Below are 20614 nucleotides of genomic sequence, written 5' to 3' on the forward strand. Positions count from 1 at the left end.
CGTATTTGATATGAATCTGATTATAGCGGGCGTTATGACGTAACTGATGGAACAGCAGATGAGAAAACAGAAGCGATGTATGGGGTATGTGGCTGTCGTGGTCGATGACTACGATCGTGCAATTGAGTATTACACCGATAAGCTGGGCTTTACCCTGATTGAGGACACGCCGCAGCCGGGTAAGCGCTGGGTCGTGGTGACGCCGGACCCTGACAGCGACTGTGCTATTCTTCTTGCCCGCGCGTCGAACGACCGGCAGGAAGGCTTTATCGGCAACCAGTGCGGCGGACGGGTTTTTCTGTTCCTGCAGACCGACGACTTCTGGCGCGACTACAATGCTATGAAGGCAAAAGGCGTCCACTTCTGTCAGGAGCCGCGCGAGGAAGAATACGGAATGGTTGTCGTGTTTGAGGACATCTATGGCAATCGCTGGGACCTTTACCAGAACAGGCAGACCTGAAACTCTGTCACGACAGTGTCCCGGATTTAGGGGAAGCCTTACAGGCGTAAACCCTGTCGGATCAGGCCCGCAGAGAGCGCTTCTGAACAATATACTGAACTGTCTGACCTCAGTGCAGCGGTCGCTGCACTGAGGTCTCCCCTGGATAGAGGCCGTACGGTCCGGGTTAACCACACAGCGTCATGATATAAAATCCGGCCGCCGTCATGGCCAGCGAACCCAGCACGTGTATCAGCACCGAGGCGGCTGCCCAGGCATAGCTGCCTGACTGCAGCAGGGCAAAAACCTCAGTTGAGAATGTGGAGAAGGTCGTCATTCCGCCACACAGCCCGGTGGTAATGAGCAGCCGCCAGGCCGGATCGAGGCCGGGATGGCGCAGAAAATACGCCAGCGCCGCCCCGATGATAAATCCACCCAGCAGGTTGACCAGCAGCGTCCCCGGCGGCAGGTCCGGAAAAAGCGCGTTCAGGCGTGCGCCCAGTTGCCAGCGGATAACACACCCTAAAGCACCGCCGGTGATGACGGCAAAAAGCTGATTCACGTTCATTCCTTTTTTTTAATATTCAGAACATAACGGCACACGACCTGTGCGGCCGTATCCATTTCATATACAACCGGCACGCCGGTCGGGATGTGCAGCTGTGCCACGCTGTCGTGGGGCATGCCGTTCAGAAAGGCGGTCAGGGCGCGCAGCGTGTTGCCGTGCGCCACAATCAGAACGGTACTTCCGCAGCGCAGCTGTGGCACCACAACGTGGTGCCAGTATGGCATGACGCGACGCAGGGTCATTTCCAGGCTTTCCGTTGCAGGCAGGTCGGCCAGCGCAACGCGGCGATAGCGCAGATCCCGACGCAGCTGCGCCGGAGCCTCCGCGTCTGCGGGCGGAATGCCGCTGAAGCTTTTGCGCCATAGCCGGACGGTCTCTTCCCCCATCATCCGGGCAGCGTCGTCCTTGTTCAGCCCCTGCAGCGCACCGTAGTGGCGCTCGTTCAGTCGCCAGCTCTTTTCCACGGGCGTCCAGCTTCGGTCAAGACGGTCCAGCACCCGCCAGACCGTGTGAACGCAGCGTGTCATCACCGAGGTGAAGACACGGTCGGGCATAAGGCCCACTGCCCGCAGCGCGTCACCGGCTCGGTCGGCCTCCTGCCGCCCCCTGACCGTCAGCGGCACGTCCGTCCAGCCGGTAAAACGGTTTTCCCGGTTCCACTGGCTTTCGCCGTGCCGCAGGAGGATCAGCGTTGCAGGGGCCACAGGCATTCCTTCTTTGCCGGACGGGGACCGTCCGGCGGATGTGTTACGTGCGGCGCACAAACGCATGAAGCCCCGCGTAGTGCGCGTCCTCACCCAGCGCCTGCTCAATGCGCATCAGCTGGTTGTACTTTTCCACGCGTTCGCCGCGGCACGGCGCGCCGGTTTTCAGGTGTCCCGCGCGCAGGGCCACCGTCAGATCGGCAAGGAACGTGTCCGTGGTTTCCCCGCTGCGGTGAGACATGAACGCACCCCAGCCGTGCCGCTGGCAGAGAGCCACGGCGTCCAGCGTTTCGCTGAGCGAGCCTATCTGATTGAGCTTGATCAGCGCGGCGCTGGCGAGGTTTTCGTCAATGCCGCGCTGGATGTACTTCACGTTGGTTACAAACAGGTCGTCACCAACCAGCTCGGCCCTGCCCGCAAGCTGCTGGTGCAGATGCTTCCAGCCCGCCCAGTCGTCCTCGGCCAGGCCGTCTTCCAGCAGGATGACCGGAAACTGGTCCATCAGCTCGCCGTAGTATGCCGTCATTTCCGCCGCGCTCAGCGCGCTGCCCTCGGTGCGCAGATGATACTGACCGTCAGCGAAAAACTCACTTGAGGCAGGGTCCATGCAGATGCTGATGTCCTCTCCGGGCCTGTATCCCGCCTTCTCAATCGCCTGTACGATAAACGCCAGCGGGTCACGGTTCGACGACACGGCGGGCGCAAAACCGCCTTCGTCGCCCACTGCCGCTGAGAGTTTTTTGTCCAGCAGGATCTGGCGCAGCGCCTGGTAGACCTCGCTGCCCTGACGCACGGCCTCGCGCAGCGTGGGTGCCCCGTGTGGCGCTATCATGAACTCCTGGAAGTCCGCGCCCTGACCGCGGGCGTGCACGCCGCCGTTGATGATGTTCATGCACGGCACGGGCAGCAGATTCGCCTGCAGGCCCCCCAGGTAGCGCCACAGCGGCTCGTGCGAGGCCTGTGCCGCCAGCCGGGCCACCGCCAGCGATACGCCCAGAATGGCATTGGCACCCAGGCGACTCTTGTTCTCCGTGCCGTCCAGCATCAGCATGATGTTGTCCAGCTGCCGCTGCTCGCGCACGTCCAGGCCGCGCACGGCTTCGCAGATTTCCGTATTAACCGCCCTGACGGCATCCAGCACGCCTTTGCCGCCAAAACGTTGTGCGTCACCGTCGCGGCGCTCTGCGGCCTCGCGCGACCCGGTGCTGGCCCCGGAAGGCACCGAGGCGCGTGCCATCATCCCGTCCGGGGTCCGGGCCTCAACTTCAACGGTGGGGTTGCCGCGAGAGTCAAGAATTTCCCGGGCGGTCACGTTATCCAGTGTAAAGTGCATAGCGTTTCTCCCGGTTTAGTCATTCAGGTGAGTAATAAGCACATCCACCGTGAGGTGGTTGATGTATTCCGCCGAGCGGGACGTCAGCATTCCCATAAAGCGGTTGCGGTGCCCGGCAAGCACGAGGTCCACGCCCAGCTCATTGATGCACTTCTCCACGTCCTCAAAGCGGCGCATGGTCACCAGCTCCCGCGTGTCTACCGCCTCAGGCACGGAGGCCGCCAGCTCGCTCATAAACGCTTTGGCTTTCAGCACCTCTTCCGACACGACGTCGTCCATCAGGCTGTCGGACACGTAGTTCATTTCCCGGTAGTCGTCGCTGATGTGGGCCAGGGTGATTTTCATGCCGAGCGGCTGCGCCAGCGCGACCGCCCGTTTCAGCAGGAGGGTGCCGTCGTCTTTGTCGTTCACAAGTATCAGTGCGTGGGTGTAGCAGGTCATAATGAACTCCCGTTCTGGTTAAGGCGGGACTCAAGCCACGGCAGAAGCTGTTTTTTGCGGCTGAGCATGCCCGGTACGGAGCAGGAGGCCGCGTTAACGCTCTCCCGCCCGGCGAAGTAAAGCGTTGAAAACCCGGCGCGAATGTCGGTCAACATCAGCACCGTCAGCCCGGCACCCGACTGGTCCGCCAGATACGCCAGGGCAGCGAGCAGGTCGTCCATCACGGGGGCAACCTGTGTCGGTGAGCTGACCTCAATCTGGGCAATGCGCACGTCGGTGCCGGCAATGACGAAGGCCTTGAGATCCCTGCCCAGCAGCTGCTGGGCGCTGAGGCCGCTGACGTCCGTTTTGGCGGTGAGGAGGTCACGGGCGAAGGCTCTGCGGTTTACGCCGGACAGCACGCCCAGTTCGGTCGCCGAACGGATATCGTCTTCGGTGGTGGTCGGCGAGCGAAGATTCACGGTGTCACTCAGGAGTGCGCCCAGCAGAAGCACGGCGAGCGTCGGGGGCAGCGTGCGGCGCGCTTCAGCGTCCATCAGCAGCCAGAGCAGCGTGGCGCTGCTGCCAACCGGGCGGATATGCACCTCCGGCGGCAGTTGCGTTATCAGCCCGCCCAGCCGGTGGTGGTCAGTGATGCCCACGACGTTGCTCCGGAGCAGGTCGTCAGGCCCCTGCGCCGGCTCGGTGAAATCGACCAGCCACACCCGTTCATCCTGCAGCGGAATAGCGAGCAGCGGCGGCAGCGTAAGACCGGCGGTGTCAAAGATAAAGCGGGTTTCCCGGTTAGCCTCGCCGAGACGCCATGCGCGGGCGTCCATGCCGCGCCCGGTCAGCCAGTGAGCGGTGACGACCGCCGTGCAGATGGCGTCGCTGTCAGGATTGATGTGGCCAAAAACGTGTATCAAGGGTCTCTCCCCGTAAAGGGAAGTACGCAGGCCGGGAGGAAAGTAAGGACGGCCTGACGTACCTCCTGAAAATCAAGAGTCACATCAGGCGTCATCAGCTCCGGAACGGAGCGGTTGGGAAAGGTGGAACGCCATCACCCTGTACTCTGAGTATAGAGCCAGACGGAAAGCCTGTCAGTATTATTCTGCTGGCACCCTCAGCCCGCCAGCGCAGCGCGTGCCTCGCGGAGCACCCGGCGGATGTTTTCCGGCACCGCCGGGCTTGTGCAAAGTGAAAGCGGACTGGGGTGAGGCATCTTCAGCACCGTGACGCCGGGGCACTGATGACTGACCGTCCCGCGGGCCTGAGCCGCTACGGCACCGGCCAGCACCACCACGCGCAGCGCGGGCAGATACGCCAGCACGTCCTCAAGCCAGGCGCAGCCGCTGCGGATGTCCGCCGCTGAGGGCCGTTTCTGCGGCCCGTCGCTGACCCAGGGCACCGTATTCCACAGCACGCTGTCCCGGCGCGCAATACCGGCTTCCGCCAGAAACCGCCCCAGGTTCTGCTGGGCCGGCCCCGGGTTATCCCGCGACACAAACCGGGGTGACGGGCTGCTGCGCGCCGGCGACTGCAGCAGGACGAGCAGTCCGGCCCCGGTCCCGCCGTCGGCCGGATCAAACCACGGCAGCTCCACGCCGTGCTGACGCAGCCCGCTGACCCAGCGATTCAGCGCGGCCACGTGCGGCGCGGTGACTGCCGCGAGGCGTTCCTCGCGTAAAAACGGGTCCAGCAGCGACGTGCAGGTTTCACTCACGGCTTCCGGTCCAGGCCTGCCAGACAGGGGGAAACAAACAGTTTCCCGCTCCATGCCCCGCGCACCGTCTTCACCGCGACCAGCAGCCACATGGCGGCCAGCATGACGACAAGAAGCGCACCGAAGCCTTTAAAGAACGCCAGGTCAACGAGGGTGGACAGCTTCAGCGTGGCGACCGTGTACACGCCCAGCGGGAAGGTAAAGCCCCACCATCCCAGATTGAACGGAATGCCTTCACGGAAGTATCGCACGGTTATCAGCGTGGCCAGCAGCATCCACCACAGGCCGCAGCCCCAGAAGAGAATGCCGGCAACGAACCCCACGCCTTGCGCGATATGACCGATTTCCGGCATGCCCGCCGCGGCAAACACCCCGGGCGCATCTCCGCCGATGACCAGCATCCCCAGCGAGCCGGTACCAATCGGCCCCAGTGCCAGCCAGCTTGAGGCCGCCATGCTTTCGTGTGGTAGCTTGTGCAGCGCCATACGCAGCAGCAGGATGGCGAGGATGCTCAGCGCCACCGGCACCGAGTACGCCCACAGCACGTAGCTGGTAATAATGATGCCGAGCTGCGCGTGGGGGTCGGCAATGTGCGGTGCCAGCAGGCCGCCACTGACTGCCGCAACCTCGGCGGCCACGACCGGCAGTAACCAGACGGCGGTCATCTGGTCAATGCTGTGCTGCTGCCGGGTAAACATCATGTAGGGAATACACACGCCACACAGCAGCGACATCGCCACGTCCAGCCACCACAGGGCGTGCGCTACGGGAATGACGTCAGCCCCCCACCGGGGGAGGCCAAACGCCAGCAGCCCGTTGATGATGGTGGCCATGCCCATCGGGATGGTGCCGAAGAACATGGACACCGTTGAATGGCCAAAGATGCGCTTTGCCTCACCGAAGTACATCACCCAGCGGGCCAGATACATCACGGCAAAGACGCTGAACAGGAAGATGTTAAACATCCAGAGTCCCTCGGCGACGAGGCGTAATCCCGGAACCGGCCAGGGGAACTGCGCCAGAGACAGAGACAGGATACCGGTCCCCATGGTCGCGGCGAACCAGTTAGGCGTGAACTGACGTATAGCCTCTTTCGGGCTGCTCAGCGCGCTCAGCGGGCGCGCTCCGTTATGCAGGGTAAATATTTTATCGTTCATGCCGTAATCTCCTGAGTAGACAGAAAGAGTATAGGCACGTCGGGTTAAATCTTTAAAACAGGTTATTCAGTTAAAATAAACCAGTAAAAGTGGTTAGACTCTCCCACTCCGGGAAGGACCGTCACACCGCCGGAGTGAGGGAAGGACTGAATCAGGCCTGCGGCGGGCTTTTAATCGTGGCCGTGACGCGGTTCTGTTTCAGGTCAACGACCGCAATGCTGAGGTCTTTATTCAGCACCCACGCGCGGGCACCGTCTTTGCTGAAAACGATGGCCTGACGGGGCGCATCCAGTCCGGTAACGGTGGAGACCACCTTACCGGCGGCGGTATCAATAACGGAGAGGCTGTTGTCGCCCAGGTTGCCGCTGTAAACATAGCGGTTATCCGGCGTCAGGGCGGCACCGTAAGGATCCTGCCCCACGGGAATGGTTGCCGTAATGGCGAGCTTCTGCGTGTCAACCACGGCGATGGTGTTGCTGCCGCTGTTAGCCGCGTACAGTGTGCGGCCGTCGGCGCTGACTGAAATGGCGCGCAGCTTGCTGAAGCCTGTTATCTCGCCGCGAATCTCGCCCGTTACGGCGTCAACCAGGGTAATTTTATCGCCCTTAAAGTTAGTGACGTAGACGGTTTTGCCGTCCGGGCTGATTTTTATGCCCTGACGGGGCTGGGCAAAACCCGTCACGACCGCAACGGGCCGGTTGTGCGTCAGGTCATACACCGAGAGCGTGCTGGCGGCCTCGTTATTCACATACAGGCGCTGACCGTCACGGCTGATAGCTGTGCCGAATGCCCCGGGCCCCAGCGGCAGCGAGGTCTCCACGTCAAGCGTCCCGGTGCTGATTTTTCTGACCACGCCGAGGCTGCTGTCTGAAAGATATACGGCCTTCCCGTCGGGGGAGAAAAGCGCATTGCGGGGCGTGACGTATCCCTTAAGCACCTTTCTGACTTTCCCGGCAGCCAGGTCGTAGACCACCACCTCAGAGCGCTCACTGTAGGACGCCACCGCCGTTTTCTCATCGGGACTGACAGCAAGGGAATTGTTGTGGATATCGCCGTCAAACGTCCAGCGTTCCTCTGCGGCACCGGCGAGGGTGCTGATAAGAAGAAACGCCACCGCGGTCAGTCCCGGGATCCTGTATTTTTTTATCATCATTTTTCCTGCATTGGGGTGGGTAAGGGATAAGACTCATTGCCCGATTGAGGGCTTCAGAGTAAGCGTGGCAGATTAAATCCTGGCGGGGAAATCGATTTTCCGACTATGTCTTACCACCCTCAACCTTCCCCCCTGTCAGTAAGCATACTGAGGTAGTTCAAGGCTGAATAATTCCTGTTCAGAAAATAAACTTCAGAGGAATGGTAACTGATTTTTTTTGTTTAAATTGCATTCCACATAAATCATTCATTATCGCAGAGAACTATGTCAGCGCTTGAGGAAATGACGCCAAAAGTCGAGCAGTATTCTATCGATGAAATGTTCCTCGATCTGACCGGCATCGATGGCTGTGAGGACTTTGAGCACTTCGGGCACCGGCTGCGTGCCCATGTTCTGGCCAGAACCGGACTGACGATTGGCGCCGGCATCGGCCCGACCAAAACGCTGGCCAAATCAGCACAGTGGGCCTCCAAAGAGTGGCCACAGTTTAAGGGCGTGCTGGCGCTGACGCCCGGAAACCCGAAGCGGACCGAAGCGCTGCTGATGCGCCAGCCGGTCGAGGAGATCTGGGGCGTTGGTCGGCGTATTGGCAAAAAGCTGAACCTGCTCGGCATCACCAGTGCGCTGGAGCTGGCACGCACGCACCCCGCCTTCATACGGAAGAACTTTTCGGTGGTGCTGGAAAGGACGGTGCGGGAGCTGAACGGCGAGGCGTGCATTCCCCTGGAAGAGATGCCGCCGGCAAAGCAGCAGATTGTCTGCAGCCGCAGTTTCGGTTCACGCATTACCACCAAAGTGGCCATGCAGCAGGCACTCTGCCAGTACGCAACGCGCGCGGCCGAGAAGCTCCGGGGCGAACGCCAGTACTGCAGGCACATCAGCGTATTTGTCCGTACCTCACCGCATGCGGTCGGCGAGACGTTTTACGGCAATACGGCCGGGGAAAAACTCACCCTGCCCACCCAGGACACGCGGGACATCATTGGCGTGGCCATGCGCGCGCTTGACCGCATCTGGATAGACGGCCACCGGTACATGAAGGCAGGCGTCATGCTCGATGACTTCACGCCTCACGGCGTCAGCCAGCTGAACCTGTTTGACGACAACCGGCCGCGGGCGAACAGCGCGCAGCTGATGCAGGTGCTGGACGGTATTAACCAGTCAGGCCTGGGACGGGTATGGTTTGCGGGTCAGGGGATCGATACTGAGTGGAAGATGAAGCGGGACATGCTGTCACCGGCGTGGACGACGCGATGGAGCGATATACCGGTTGCCCGGGTAATCTGAACCAGCGCACAGAGGAGGTGACGGTGCGAACGTCATTCAGACTTCATGTCATCAGGACTGAACCGGTGGAACCCTTATTTTGAGTGTAACTCATCAATAAGTACAATCCTGTCACCTGTGGGGGAGATGACATTCAGGTTTTCGTCGGCTGCGCTTCGTAAATCTTCCATGCTCTGTACCACAGATGCCACCGTCATGGCTGACGAGAGGCGTAAGAACGGATCATTATTCCCTTCCACTACGGGTACAGCGGGAAAGAAAATGGATGCCGTCGGCTCGCCGAGAATATCGCGGATGCGTGACAGCTTATCGTCCGTCAGCGAGGCCGCAAATGCCCGCTGTCTTTCCCCACTCAGCTCTTTCACGCTGATCGTGACTTCCACCCTGTTGGCCGGTTTAGACGGCCGAAGTTTAGAGAGGTCCCGCAGATCTTCCTGCAGCGTTTTGTCCATAAGCACGACGGTCATGAGCTTGCCTGCTTCAAACACGAGCTGGTATTCCACCCAGTAAATCAGCTTTTGATTGCACTCTTTAACCGATGTGTAGATATCGACTGTGCCCGTATGCGGCACAGGCACCGCGGCGGACTCCCCTGCCCCGGCATCACTGACATTCCTGTAGAGCTGTCCGTTAAAGATACAGTAATCGGCCATGCCGTATTTCATATCCAGGTCTTTGGTCTGGAAATACTGGCCGTTGTGGCTACGGTCAAACCCTTCGTGGGTGATGTTAACCGGCCGGATATCGCTGAAGTTGCCCATGGTGCCTGCCTTAATAATTGCGATTATTTATCTGCGGTGAAATTAAGCGCTGATTTCTGCAAACCGGTTACTGAGAGGGTCAGGGTTGTTGTTTGTTTTTCTTCCACGTTTCGCTGGCCAGAAAAGCGGAGCGTGTCCCGACAGCCGCCCACAGCAACTGCAGAACCACAGAGACGATGACGCCGGGGTGTTCCCAGAACAGCAGCGGAACGATAAACAACATACTGATCAGGAAGCCCCACTCGCCTGCACTTTTCCGATCTTTGCCGGTGAGCTTTCTGAACCCTAGAAATCCTGACACAAGCAGTGCGAATCTTCTCATTGAAACCTCAGCCACCAACATTAAACACAAACAGTACTTGTATATCTAAAGAGTACATAATGAACACTTTAAAGATATACAACAAGTTCACATTAAATATTCATCGAGTATGCATTGAATATCTATTGTATATCTCTAATTTTTAAGCGCTCCATCATTCTCCAGCTTCTCCCGCAAAGCCTCGAGTATATAGGCGCTGAAATCCAACGAGGTTTTGTTTGACGCCTTTAATTGAGCATGGGCCTCAAAATATGTTTCAGGTACAGCCCTCAGATTCTTGCTACGAGCTTTACTTTTGACGACGGTCTTTGGCTCAGTACCTTTCTGCTCACCAGGGCTCGGAGAGGTCTTGAGCTTTGCCGAACTCATGAGTCCAGCAAGCTTTTCATGTTGGTCTGCAAAATCGAGCTTTTTAGTCATAGATACACCATAAATACACAACAGATATACATAAGATATTTATAGAATACACTAAAGATACCTTTTATGTATTCATTGTGAGTACTGAAAGTAATTACTTTTTCCTGATGATTTCAAGCATTTCTTCAACCATTGAAATCACCTCTTTACCGCCTGCAGTTACCCGTCCGTGAACAGATTCGGTGATACCGAAACCCGTTTCGATTGTTTCTTCAAAATCTTGCGTACGGTACGAAAGACGACTCTTCATTAATTTAATGTGATTGAACGAAGGAAGCAGAGCCTCTAACTTAGGGTAGTGTTTTTTGTTGGGATTGGTTTTACAGAGAAATAAATGAGCTTCGACATGCTGCCCAATGATCTCACTTATCTCCCCCAAAACCCTGTCAAAACTCATCAGGCCAATTCTTTCAGTAAGAGAATCTTTAGCCGGGACAATAATCAGATCAGCGAAAGCGACTGCTGTACGGGTCATATCTGAGTCAAAGCCACCGCAGTCGATGAATAAAATTTCATCGCTTTCTTTAAACGGACTGATTTCGTGAACCAGCTCTTCCTGGGTTTCAGGAATTGATATAGGGATCTGTCTGTCTTCAGGGCGCAACCCATGAATGATAGAAAGGCCTTTATGAGTATCTAGGTCAAGAGCTTTAGCTGGTTTCAGCTCGCCGGCAACATGGACGGCTGAGGTGGTCTTACCTGCCCCGCCTTTATTGTGTGCCATAACAATCACTGTCATACATATCACCCTGTATATCTGATAAGCGCACACAAGATATTCTAAGTGCGCACATGAAAGTTACTTAAGATATCCGATAGATACTCAATGTATATCTATAAGGCTTCAACTTTATAACACTAAAGAGAATTATCAGCAAGCATGATATGTACACCATGAGCCCTCAAAATACCCACAAAGTAGACACTACAGGCGCATAATGGATACACATAGTGTATACAATGAATATCTATACATCGTATTGTCTTGATAACTAGATAGCAGGGCAGGGCAGATAGGCTATAGCGCGATCAAAATGAAAAGAAGACTTATAAGAAGCAGGGGACTGATAGTCCCCGTGCTTTGATTTACCAATATTGGTATGCCCATGTCAGCTGCTCTCTGTCTTAAGCGGGCATAGATCTGTTCATGAGTCCGCTCAGAGCCAATAGCGGAAGTAGCTATCAACATTCTTTTATGATTAACGGGGAGCGGGTCAGTTCCTGAATAAGCAGTCATATATGGCATAAAACAACGTATCGGATTTGCTGAGTTGCATTACTTGTTACACCCTAGTAAAAAAGCTGTAATTCTAGACAATTAGGACAAACAATGCGTCTCTACCATGGTACATCATTCAGTGCCTCTCAGAGCATTATCACCTCAGAGAAAATCCTTCATGAAATACAACGCACTTATAGTGAATCTTCACTTTTTCCCACGACAAACGGCCTCGTTTACTTGACGGATAATATCGGCTTTGCAATTTATGTGGCTAATAAAGAGGCCATATTACGTAGAGAGGATTTTCTTTCAGTATTCGAAGTTGAAGTGGACGATGCTGAACTTTTGCCAGACTTCGACCAACTCCATTACGTACATGGAATAAACCGTGAAGACGCTAGGCATTTGACTTATTCCGACTCCCTTGAAAAAGCACAGGCGTGCTGCGTTGCCCGAAGTTTGCATCTTTTTACAGACATCACGAGGCAATTAGTTTTGCCTTCTAACATAAATAGGAAACATCAGCTCAGGCCGCTGACGAGCGAACTCATTATGCTCAGAAAAAACGGTGATCATCAAAAAGCATCTGACATGCTTAAACGGCAAGTCTGGCACACCTTCAAAAAGGTCTTTGAGCAGAAGTGATATGCCCACCGCTGATTCACACTGAATGTGAAACGTCAGTTTCCGCTCATAGCGGACAACGACATGCGAAAACTTAATCGGAACACTACTCGCAGAGTCTGCAAAACGAAAAAAGGCGGGGTGGTGAACCCCGCCTTTATTCAAGTTCCTTCAGCCCTTATGAGCGTCCGGTCAGTTGCTTGATTACAACGATAATGCTTAAACTGACATGCACTATCTGCAATGCCAGCAGGACAGTACCTAGCGTTATCACTTAGCAGCCTCCTTTACAGGAGGGCGCTACCCACCGCTTATGCCCTTGAACTTCCCTCGCGGTGTGTATCAATTACGAGTCGATACATGCAGCACCCATTGAGTGGGGGCAAACCGGACGGCTCCACCCGTTGCCGGTTGGGAGAATCCTTTAAGATTCACCCAAAGGTACTGCATCAACACGTGCAGACATTATAAAAGCATTATAAGGCTGACGCTATGTTGACGTGACCGTCAGTAGTGCTAAAATTGCACTACGAGTCGATACATGCAGTACCCAGTTCACAGGTATGGCTTCCAACCATACGCAGAACTGAAAAAACCTGGTCTCCAAACCAGGTTTTTTTTCGCCTGAACTACTCAGAAAGAAAAATCATAACGCCGCTATTATAACACGCCCCACACTCCTACGTAGTCGCAGAAATGTAAGCTCAAAGCCCATAATCAGTTCATCCCTTTAGTCAGTAAAAGTCACAGCGGAAAAATAATTTTGTAAATCTCACTTCTTAATCAGTTTCGGGGAACGTCAACAGGAAACGGCTAAAGCCCGAATCAGACGTGATGCTTTGTTAATGCCCGATTAAATTTTTAGCTATAAAACATCAAACTATTAAATAGCTCACTATCAATGAGGCTACATTAGTTCCTGACAGTTAAATTTACGCTTGAAAAAAACATAGGGGTTATTATAAGAAGGGATATTAAATTAAGGTATAATATTAACCGACTAATAATATAAAAATGAAATTAATTGAACACTATGGATGCTTCGAAAGCACACTTTCAGCCAATTTAGATAGCCAATAAATAATTGGCCAATTTAAACCCCCAACTGATATTATTGGCCTGTTAAAACACACAGGCTAATTTAAGTATACCTCCTGAATCTTCCCCCTGGCACCATTCACGACAGTACTATGACATTTTGGAGGCTGGGCCCTTTATTTAGGGGTAAATACGCTTTATTTTCTCAGCCTATAAACCACAATTCATCCCTGACGTTTCCGGTCAGCCTCAGCCGCTCAGGCCCTGTTCGCCAGTGTCTCAGGGGAAGGCAGATAAGATAGATATGTTAAGATAGCCGGGTTTACAGGGGACACGAGTGATCGGGGGTGATTTATGGATATATCAGTGTCACTGGAAGAACTCGGCCATCGCATCTGCATTTTGGGCCCCTCCAACAGCGGTAAATCCACGCTGGCCAGCGCGATAGCAGCCAAAACATCTCTGCCTTTAATCCATCTGGACCAACTCCATCACCAGCCGGGTACAAAATGGATCCCCAGGAAATCAGAAGATTTTCATCGATTACATACCGAAGCCGTGAACACGGAAAAATGGGTGATGGATGGTAATTACACGAAGTGTTTACAACGGCGACTTGCGCGTGCCACTGGGCTGATACTGCTGGATGTTTCGATGCCTCTGGCACTGCTGCGATATATAAAGCGGTGCTATTCGTCGATTCCCAGAATCGGTGGTCTTTATACCGGAAAGGATAACGTGACCTGGGAAATGCTCAAATACATCACGCTGACTGCGCCTAAAAACCAGCTCCGTCACAGAGAGCTTTTCTGCAAAAGCACTCTTCCCAAAGTGATGCTGAAGTCATCCCGTGATATTAATGCCTGCTGTCAGCAATGGGGGCTGGAATTACTCCGCTGAAAGTAATACACAGCAGTACGCCTCGTCTTTTGCAGGCCCCGGTTAAAAACGATGTAAGTTCACGGCAGCAACAGTACACCATTTCTGTGCTTCACCGGCATCCGGTGGCTTTTTACGCAGGCCGTGGTATTTCATATTGAGTCGGACGGTGCGTGACATTTTCCCCCGGGACGTTGTTCTGCAACTGCGCCGTCCGGTCCTTCCCGTGAATCCCGTGCGGGACGACTTTCACTGGATTAGAATTTTACTCGACAGCCTTTTCTTCACAGCGTACCGAAACGGCCGGGCAGAGGTGCACATCCTGAAACGCGGGGTATTGGCTGTCAGGTTTTTTTAAGAATAGCCACTGCGTCGGTTCCGGGCATGTGAAACTGCACCCGGTGACGCGCCGCCACATCGAGCGCAAAGACCTTCGTGTATACCTCAGTTGACTTCAGGCTCTTGTGACCCATAAGGCTCTGCAGCGCCTTCAGCGGGATCCCCGCGTAAAGCATGTGCATGGCATAGCTGTGCCGGAAGGTGTGCGGCGTCACCGGCACCGAGAAGGTCACACCGTCGGCCGCAGCGGCCGCCACGGCTTCATTGATCCAGGTCCTGACGGTGCGGTCGGCCACGCTCCACAGCCGCACCTTTTCCGTCCGGCCGGTGTCAGGATTGCGCCGTTCGACCGGGATCCGCAGCGTGGCGACCATCATCTCCAGCTGGGCGATATACTGCGGATCGGACAGCGGAACCAGCCGGTGCGGCACCACCCCGGACGGCGCGCGCCCGGGGCCACGGGCCGCCTTCTCACCACGTTGTTTCAGGGTGGCCAGCTGCACAAACGGGTAGGGCGGCGTCAGGGTGAAGTCGGCCCGCGTCAGGGCCAGCGCCTCATTGATGCGCGCGCCGGTGTTCCACATGGTGGTCAGCAGCATCTTTCGGTGCAGGTCCGGCACATAGTGCAGCAGGGCGCTGACCTCCGGCGCCAGCAGGTATCTGGGTAAGTCGTCAATCAGCGCAGCCATCTGTCGCAGCGCCAGCGCCGCCGGATAATCGATCGCGACGGGCAGTAAAGCAGGGGTCACCGCGGACGCCTGTGTCGGGTAAATCTGCAGATCAGTGTTAATAGTCATGTCTCCGTTGTGACGGGTTCCGGTCATCAGGCAGGTCGTCCGGCCGGCCGGCCTTCGTTCTTTTAAACAGGCGGTCTGCCCTGTTCAGCAGAAAAAACAGCCCGGCCCACAGCCCAGTGACAAGACGCACCTTCCACTGACGTTCAGTCAGGAAGCAGATACGTTCAGCCTGCCTTGCCACTTTCGCCTTCAGGTAATCAAGCTCTTGCTGCTGTTGCGTGCACGTCCGGCTCAGCTCGCTGACGGCCAGGTCCAGGCGAACGGCAGCCAGCGAAGAGCGCCGGCCTCTGGGGAACCGGAGATCACGGATACGCAAAGAAAAGGACTTATCACTGTTCTCTGCAAACCGGAAACCCAGCCCGCGCCAGAAGTTCTCACGCCGCAGGTAATTTTCTTCATCAGCATCGTCCCGGACTGAAAGTTTGATACGGCGGACACGCATATCCGCGGGCAGGGTTCTGGCCCAGCAGACAAGCTGCTGCATGATCCAGGATCCCAAACCGCGCCCCCTCAGTCTGCTGTCAATAACGAAATCCCCGCCGGTCAGATCCAGAAATGAATACTCACTGCCGTCCGGACGGATGTAGGTTCTCAGCACAGCCGCAAAAGTCTGGTCCAGGGTATTGCCTTCATATTGGCAACTGAGAAAAAGCGTGCAGGAGAGCCCATCCTCGTAGCGATCGCCACCTACAGTCCGGACAGCGACTATCTTGCAGGCCGGTATAAGATGCCCTTCCGTCCGTATTTCCGGCAGAGTCAGCAGCCACGCATTTTCATTTTCCCTGAACCACATATCTTCAGGCCTGTGAGTAAATCGGTCCATCCATCCTCCTTTGCTCTAAAGACGATCCGCCCTCAGGGGTGCCCGCATCGAGCAGCGGCATGGTTCCGTTTTGAGGACTGTCAGAAACCGGAGCTGAGCTTCCGGCAGCGATACAGGACGCTGGGGAAATAACAGATCCCGGCACTGCCCTCTGTTCATCAGAACCGGTAACGCCCTGAACAGTTATGCAGTAAATGTGTCCTTTTAGATATTGTCACGGAAAATTACTTGTTCATGCATGAAAATTCACCAGGTGATTATCAGAAATAATTTAATTTACCTGAGTGACTGACTTCGGCATAACGGTCATGCCTGAACAGATAACACACGATATATTCACCAATATGAAAAATAGCCTGCTTATATTCCTGCACCGCAATTGCCGGAAGCCGCCTTCAGCTGGATCCGACTTTTTCCATATCGGGCAGTAACCGGAAGGGTAGCACGGCGGCGGGGCGGGCGGAAGCGGGGTTTTCAGGACGCCTTTCGCCTGACCCATCCCCTATGTTGTGTCATGTGCAACTGATTGAGCCACAACATGTGGTGTGCTGCGCAGAAAACCGCCACAGGAGGGGTAAGGATCCGCTTCCACCTTTTTTCGGATCCGCGGGAGGTAACAGAAGCGGTGTGTGCAGCATGCAGTGAATCAGGCGGTAAATACTCAGACGACAGCAGAAAAGACTTAAAGGCAGTTTTAAGTATTAAAAGTCATAATCCTGCATACAGGAAGCATTGAGCACCGCATGCAGGATTTGTGGTAATAACCGTTAATGATGCCTGAAAGCTGAACTGCAGTGTGGAACAAACCTGATGCGCTGACGGGCTTCATTCACGTTTAGGGACTGGATGAACCCGGCCTTTTCCAGCAGGCGCGCCATTTTGATGAGGGCCTTCGTGTAAGGCACCGAGCGGTGCGCTTTGGTACTGAGAAAAACCCGGTAGTCATCGTCGGAAAGGGAGCTGAGAACCAGCGTAATGATCTGATGGGAGAGCTCCCCGGCGCTGAGCGCCTGCAAAAGCAGAGCAAGCCGCAGGTCATCATTTTTCAGCGCAGGCACAATGTGCCTGAGAGACTCTGCCGGTATAAACAGCGGCCCTTCAAAGACGTCAGGGTCGTAGCCCCACAGCGAGTTCAGGGTACTTATGCCAGCGGATTTCATGACTTCGTCATTGCTGAACAGCCTCTCAGCCAGGGGAAAATCGGGCTCATCATCATGCACAAGGACCGTCAGCGGATGGTTTGTGAGCAGAGCCGGATACTGAGAAACGAGACTGGCCAGTATTTCACTCACGCCCTCATCATTATCTGTATAGGTGTCACGGATCTCCGTGAATACCGCGGCTGTCGGTGCAAGCCTACCGTATTCAACCATAAGAGCGACCTGTTCAGGGGGAAGATTCCCGGGCAGAGACAGAAACACCACATGGAGGTTGGCAAGAATCTTTTTGCGGGAAGATTCGCTCAGCACGGGAGAATTAAAAAAATGCTGCATCAGGTGGTAAGAAGAATCAGATGAATGTGAAAGGATATTGGTATCTTTAAATGCGAGGTGAGTTTCATTAAACCATTTTGCGATGGTCAGGACTGAGACAACTTCCTGGTGGAGCAGGTAACTCATCTGTTTCCAGTTTGTACTGACACGGTAATATTCAAGGAGAAGAGAATATAAATCATTACCTTCCGGCTTACTTTCAGTCCCGTCGAACATTACTGATCGGTTTTTAATCCCGCTGACTTCGTCGATAATGAACTGCATTCTGGTTACTATATCAAAACATCTTTCAGGGGTGACTGAATTGTTATTGAGCAGCTCCGGTATGCGGGAGTGTTCCTGTGAGTTAATAAAGTAATCGACTATAAAATTATTGATATTGTTCCACACGAGTGTTTTAAGCGCCGGAATATTCAGCCCTTCAATGGCTGACAGGGGAAAGTTATGAAGATATTCACGGTCTGTTTTCGCGCCGTCAGTCAGCATCACGAAGATATTTTTTAGGTTATCCGCAGAGTATGACCACTGCCCGTTATCGACAATACTTCTGACAATTTTTCTTCCCTCCGCTGACTCACACACGTCCAGCCTTGAAAGGTGCAGACGCGTGTCAGTGACATTCCTGATGAACGTGCTGAGGTATCCTTCCGGCACCTGGTCAGGAAAAGTGGCGTTACTGGCGAGGATGGACCGCGCCCACTGCTTCATGTCGGTTGTTTCATGATTCCACCTGAGCCGGGAAGAACAGAGCTGCAAGAGCAGGAGTTCAGACGCGGCCACACTTTCTTTCATTTCAGAGAGACGCTGGACAAACGCGAATGCCTTTTCTTTAGTGGAAGCAATCCGTTCAACGTAACGAATACGCTGCGGCATACTCCACTTTTTAAAGGTATGCTCTGCGAGCTGAGCCAGGCACCAGTCATCTGCGGCCTGAACCTGAACGATGGGGTGAAGTTTACTCAGGTCATTTTCAAGCAGGTAAAGCAGGACGTCAGGATGCCAGGCATTGGCATCCGTCATCAGTCCCAGACTGAACAGCTTGGCTGCGACGTTTTCGACCTGCCTCAGCGGCATGTCCAGTGTATAGTTCAGCCCCCGGCCGATACTGACCGCCTTGATGAATTCATTGTCCTCATGGCTGAGGCTGCCCGGCCTGAATACCGACCGGTAAAACATGTAGTCAGACGCAATATAGCTGTGGCTCAGAAGAAAATAGAGGAACTCCAAGTGTTCAGTCCTTTTTTTATCTGTTCCCGGCGTTGGCTCATCAGCGTTACCGTTTACGTAAACCCATTTTAAAAAACCGTCATGGCCCAGAATGCGGGCTAAAGCAACCAGGCTGGTTTGATTTAGCGCATTAATCTCATCATTAAGGCTGTCAATATCATCTCTCAGCTGAATGACTTCGCCATTAGTCTTTTTATCCAGAGCGTTTTTCCTGTCCTCATAACCCGTCATTATCTCCCTAATAGCAGCTTGATTGATTGTAAAAACATTGCCTCCCCTTTCACCTGAATATAGGTATAAAGCATTAACGCTCCTTAATTTATTAAACAAACCTTCATTCTGAGAAAGCGCATCTAAACTAAAATATTCACCCACGACAAAACTGAACTTAAAAGTCGGTTCTTGCTTTGGTGTGATATATTCAGAAAGGATGCTTCTCCTTATTTCTGCGACGCTTCCAGCGTCATCACTGAGAAGAGAATCAATTTCAATCTGAATTTTTTTTATTTTTTCAAGCCTTTCCTTAACCGGTTCTTCTTTTAACCCACCGGATACGAAGGCTCTGACGAAGGAATACAGAACCCCTTTTTTTTCATCAATACTGTGATAGTCCTCAGCGAATATATTTTTGTATGCAATCATGGAAAGAAGGCGCGTGATGTCACCGGCACCGTTTACCAGATTCTGATAGATCCTGAATTCATTCGCAATATTCCTCATGATCCGCATATCCGGTATGAAAAGGGCAAGGCTGGAGACACACTTAGTGAAGTCAGGATCACCGAGTTCAGTTTCCCTGAACATACTGCTGAAATGCTCTGCGGCATTTTCGCTGTCCATGACCGGTATCACCGGGATCACAAAATCGAAAAATTTCGTCCTGGCTTCCGCGGTTGAGAAAAGCCCGTCCCTGACGGCGTAAATGAACCGGACAGGTTCGTCGTCGGGGCGGGTGTTATTAATAATCTGATTTATTTCCCGGAGCTTGATAAAAATGGCTCCGTCGTTATGGCGATCCAGATCTTCAAAAATCACCACGTTGTGCCCGGTCTGCTCAAAGAAATACACAATTTCGTCGATGTAGACATTAAGAAGGGACGGGGAAGAGGAACGGGTTGATATGGCCCCTTTCAGCATGTCGATCTTGTCAACGCTGACACGACGGTCAAAAAGGCCGATACGGTGAAGTTTTCTGACAGACAGAAACAGCGCGGTAAAGAGCAGTACTCCGGCCAGAACAAGTCTCCCTACTGTCCTGTCGATAAGATACTGGCTGATCATCCCGGGCAGGGAAAGTTTATTACTGACGTACTCCGGAAAGAGACAGAGCAGGCCAGCCAGCATAACAATCAGGATTAAAAGCAGGTCTGCGGCTACTGAAGCAACCTGAAATGAAGAGATATCGGTAATGCGTTCAATACGTGAATAGGGAAGCGAACTCTTTTTTTCTTTGTACAGCAGCTGCTGAAGGATGCTGTACTCGATGGTTTTTTCTTCCGCTGCGGCTTTTTTATCGTCGGCAGGGCTTGGTGCCCCATCCTTTTCCGCAGGCTCAGCTTTTGGCCTCAGAGCGGACTGCATCTCGAAGTCAGCCAGTGAGACGGTCATGATGCGTAAATCGTTATCAGGACACTCCTTCCATGTCCGCAGGACAGAGCTTTTACCCGCACCATAGGCACCGGTTACGGCAATGTTTCTGATATCCCCACGGGAACAGGCGAAGTTTAGTGCATCGGTATAAGTGGACGACTCCTGCGGCTCGATGATGCTGGGCGTAAGCGCTTCATACTCATCAGCAGTACTTATTTCGTCTGGCTCCGGAGAGGCTGCGTGAAAAAGAACATCAGCCAGCCTTGGCTGTTTAAGCATGTTGTCACCTTATTAT

The 20614-nt window shown here is 54.0% G+C and carries 18 protein-coding genes, 1 pseudogene and 1 riboswitch; of the genes and pseudogenes, 4 read left to right on the forward strand and 15 right to left on the reverse strand.

The window, feature by feature from the left end:
* Positions 1-58: 58 nt before the first annotated feature.
* On the forward strand, positions 59-460 hold the full coding sequence (locus C7433_RS22005; RefSeq protein WP_014606795.1) for a VOC family protein: 402 nt from the start codon (positions 59-61) through the stop codon (positions 458-460).
* 166 nt (positions 461-626) lie between these two features.
* Here the strand turns inward: C7433_RS22005 and crcB are convergent, their stop codons facing one another.
* The 8 genes from crcB to C7433_RS22045 all read right to left on the reverse strand — a co-directional run bounded on the left by crcB (position 627) and on the right by C7433_RS22045 (position 7494).
* Complete coding sequence (gene crcB, locus C7433_RS22010; RefSeq protein ID WP_014606794.1) at positions 627-1007, reverse strand: fluoride efflux transporter CrcB; 381 nt, start codon at positions 1005-1007, stop codon at positions 627-629.
* Positions 1004-1711 (reverse strand): 2,3-diphosphoglycerate-dependent phosphoglycerate mutase, encoded by a 708-nt coding sequence (locus tag C7433_RS22015; RefSeq protein WP_019105545.1) that lies wholly within the window; start codon positions 1709-1711, stop codon positions 1004-1006. Before C7433_RS22015 ends, crcB begins: the two co-directional genes overlap by 4 nt.
* 43 nt (positions 1712-1754) lie before the next feature.
* Positions 1755-3044: a phosphopyruvate hydratase gene (eno, locus tag C7433_RS22020; RefSeq protein WP_014606792.1), complete on the reverse strand. Its 1290-nt coding sequence runs from the start codon at positions 3042-3044 to the stop codon at positions 1755-1757.
* Between the two features lie 15 nt (positions 3045-3059).
* Positions 3060-3485 (reverse strand): universal stress protein, encoded by a 426-nt coding sequence (locus C7433_RS22025; protein WP_014606791.1) that lies wholly within the window; start codon positions 3483-3485, stop codon positions 3060-3062.
* Positions 3482-4390, reverse strand: a complete 909-nt coding sequence (locus C7433_RS22030; RefSeq protein WP_014606790.1) for a DHHA2 domain-containing protein — start codon at positions 4388-4390, stop codon at positions 3482-3484. The genes C7433_RS22025 and C7433_RS22030 overlap by 4 nt, the downstream gene beginning before the upstream one ends.
* Positions 4391-4468: 78 nt before the next feature.
* Positions 4469-4538, reverse strand: a riboswitch (Fluoride riboswitch).
* A gap of 49 nt (positions 4539-4587) precedes the next feature.
* Positions 4588-5187, reverse strand: coding sequence for a uracil-DNA glycosylase family protein (locus C7433_RS22035; RefSeq protein ID WP_014606789.1), 600 nt, complete (start codon positions 5185-5187; stop codon positions 4588-4590).
* Positions 5184-6344, reverse strand: coding sequence for a TDT family transporter (locus tag C7433_RS22040; RefSeq protein ID WP_014606788.1), 1161 nt, complete (start codon positions 6342-6344; stop codon positions 5184-5186). Before C7433_RS22040 ends, C7433_RS22035 begins: the two co-directional genes overlap by 4 nt.
* Positions 6345-6495: 151 nt before the next feature.
* A complete protein-coding gene (locus tag C7433_RS22045; RefSeq protein WP_014606787.1) occupies positions 6496-7494 on the reverse strand; it encodes a YncE family protein in 999 nt (332 codons plus the stop codon).
* 234 nt (positions 7495-7728) lie between these two features.
* Between C7433_RS22045 and umuC the strand changes: the two are divergent.
* A pseudogene (umuC, locus tag C7433_RS22050) lies at positions 7729-8784 on the forward strand (translesion error-prone DNA polymerase V subunit UmuC); the annotation flags it as partial.
* Between the two features lie 74 nt (positions 8785-8858).
* Here umuC and C7433_RS22055 read toward each other — a convergent pair.
* From C7433_RS22055 to C7433_RS22070, 4 genes are all read right to left on the reverse strand, one after another.
* A complete protein-coding gene (locus C7433_RS22055) occupies positions 8859-9545 on the reverse strand; it encodes a hypothetical protein (protein ID WP_110268915.1) in 687 nt (228 codons plus the stop codon).
* Between the two features lie 79 nt (positions 9546-9624).
* Positions 9625-9846 carry a hypothetical protein gene (locus tag C7433_RS22060; protein WP_345892006.1) on the reverse strand — a complete coding sequence of 74 codons (222 nt, stop codon included), beginning with the start codon at positions 9844-9846 and terminating at the stop codon, positions 9625-9627.
* Positions 9847-10002: 156 nt separating this feature from the next.
* Positions 10003-10287 (reverse strand): molecular chaperone GroEL, encoded by a 285-nt coding sequence (locus C7433_RS22065; protein WP_110268917.1) that lies wholly within the window; start codon positions 10285-10287, stop codon positions 10003-10005.
* Between the two features lie 94 nt (positions 10288-10381).
* Complete coding sequence (locus tag C7433_RS22070; RefSeq protein ID WP_110268918.1) at positions 10382-11026, reverse strand: ParA family protein; 645 nt, start codon at positions 11024-11026, stop codon at positions 10382-10384.
* A gap of 591 nt (positions 11027-11617) precedes the next feature.
* Here C7433_RS22070 and C7433_RS22075 point away from each other — a divergent pair.
* Both C7433_RS22075 and C7433_RS22080 read left to right on the forward strand, forming a co-directional pair.
* A complete protein-coding gene (locus C7433_RS22075; protein ID WP_105088876.1) occupies positions 11618-12154 on the forward strand; it encodes a hypothetical protein in 537 nt (178 codons plus the stop codon).
* Positions 12155-13525: 1371 nt separating this feature from the next.
* Entirely contained in the window at positions 13526-14071 is a 546-nt protein-coding gene (locus C7433_RS22080; RefSeq protein WP_110268919.1) for an AAA family ATPase, read from the forward strand.
* A gap of 323 nt (positions 14072-14394) precedes the next feature.
* On the opposite strand, the gene C7433_RS22085 is transcribed toward C7433_RS22080, so the two are convergent.
* The 3 genes from C7433_RS22085 to C7433_RS22095 all read right to left on the reverse strand — a co-directional run bounded on the left by C7433_RS22085 (position 14395) and on the right by C7433_RS22095 (position 20598).
* The gene (locus C7433_RS22085; protein WP_233255818.1) at positions 14395-15186 is read right to left on the reverse strand and encodes a site-specific integrase; all 792 of its coding nucleotides are present in this window, start codon (positions 15184-15186) and stop codon (positions 14395-14397) included.
* Entirely contained in the window at positions 15176-16009 is an 834-nt protein-coding gene (locus tag C7433_RS22090; RefSeq protein ID WP_110268920.1) for a GNAT family N-acetyltransferase, read from the reverse strand. Before C7433_RS22090 ends, C7433_RS22085 begins: the two co-directional genes overlap by 11 nt.
* A gap of 767 nt (positions 16010-16776) precedes the next feature.
* Positions 16777-20598 (reverse strand): pcar, encoded by a 3822-nt coding sequence (locus tag C7433_RS22095; protein ID WP_110268921.1) that lies wholly within the window; start codon positions 20596-20598, stop codon positions 16777-16779.
* Positions 20599-20614: the final 16 nt, after the last annotated feature.

The sequence above is a fragment of the Pantoea sp. PNA 03-3 genome (genome assembly GCF_003201175.1).
In the GTDB taxonomy this organism is placed as follows: Bacteria; Pseudomonadota; Gammaproteobacteria; order Enterobacterales; family Enterobacteriaceae; genus Pantoea; species Pantoea stewartii.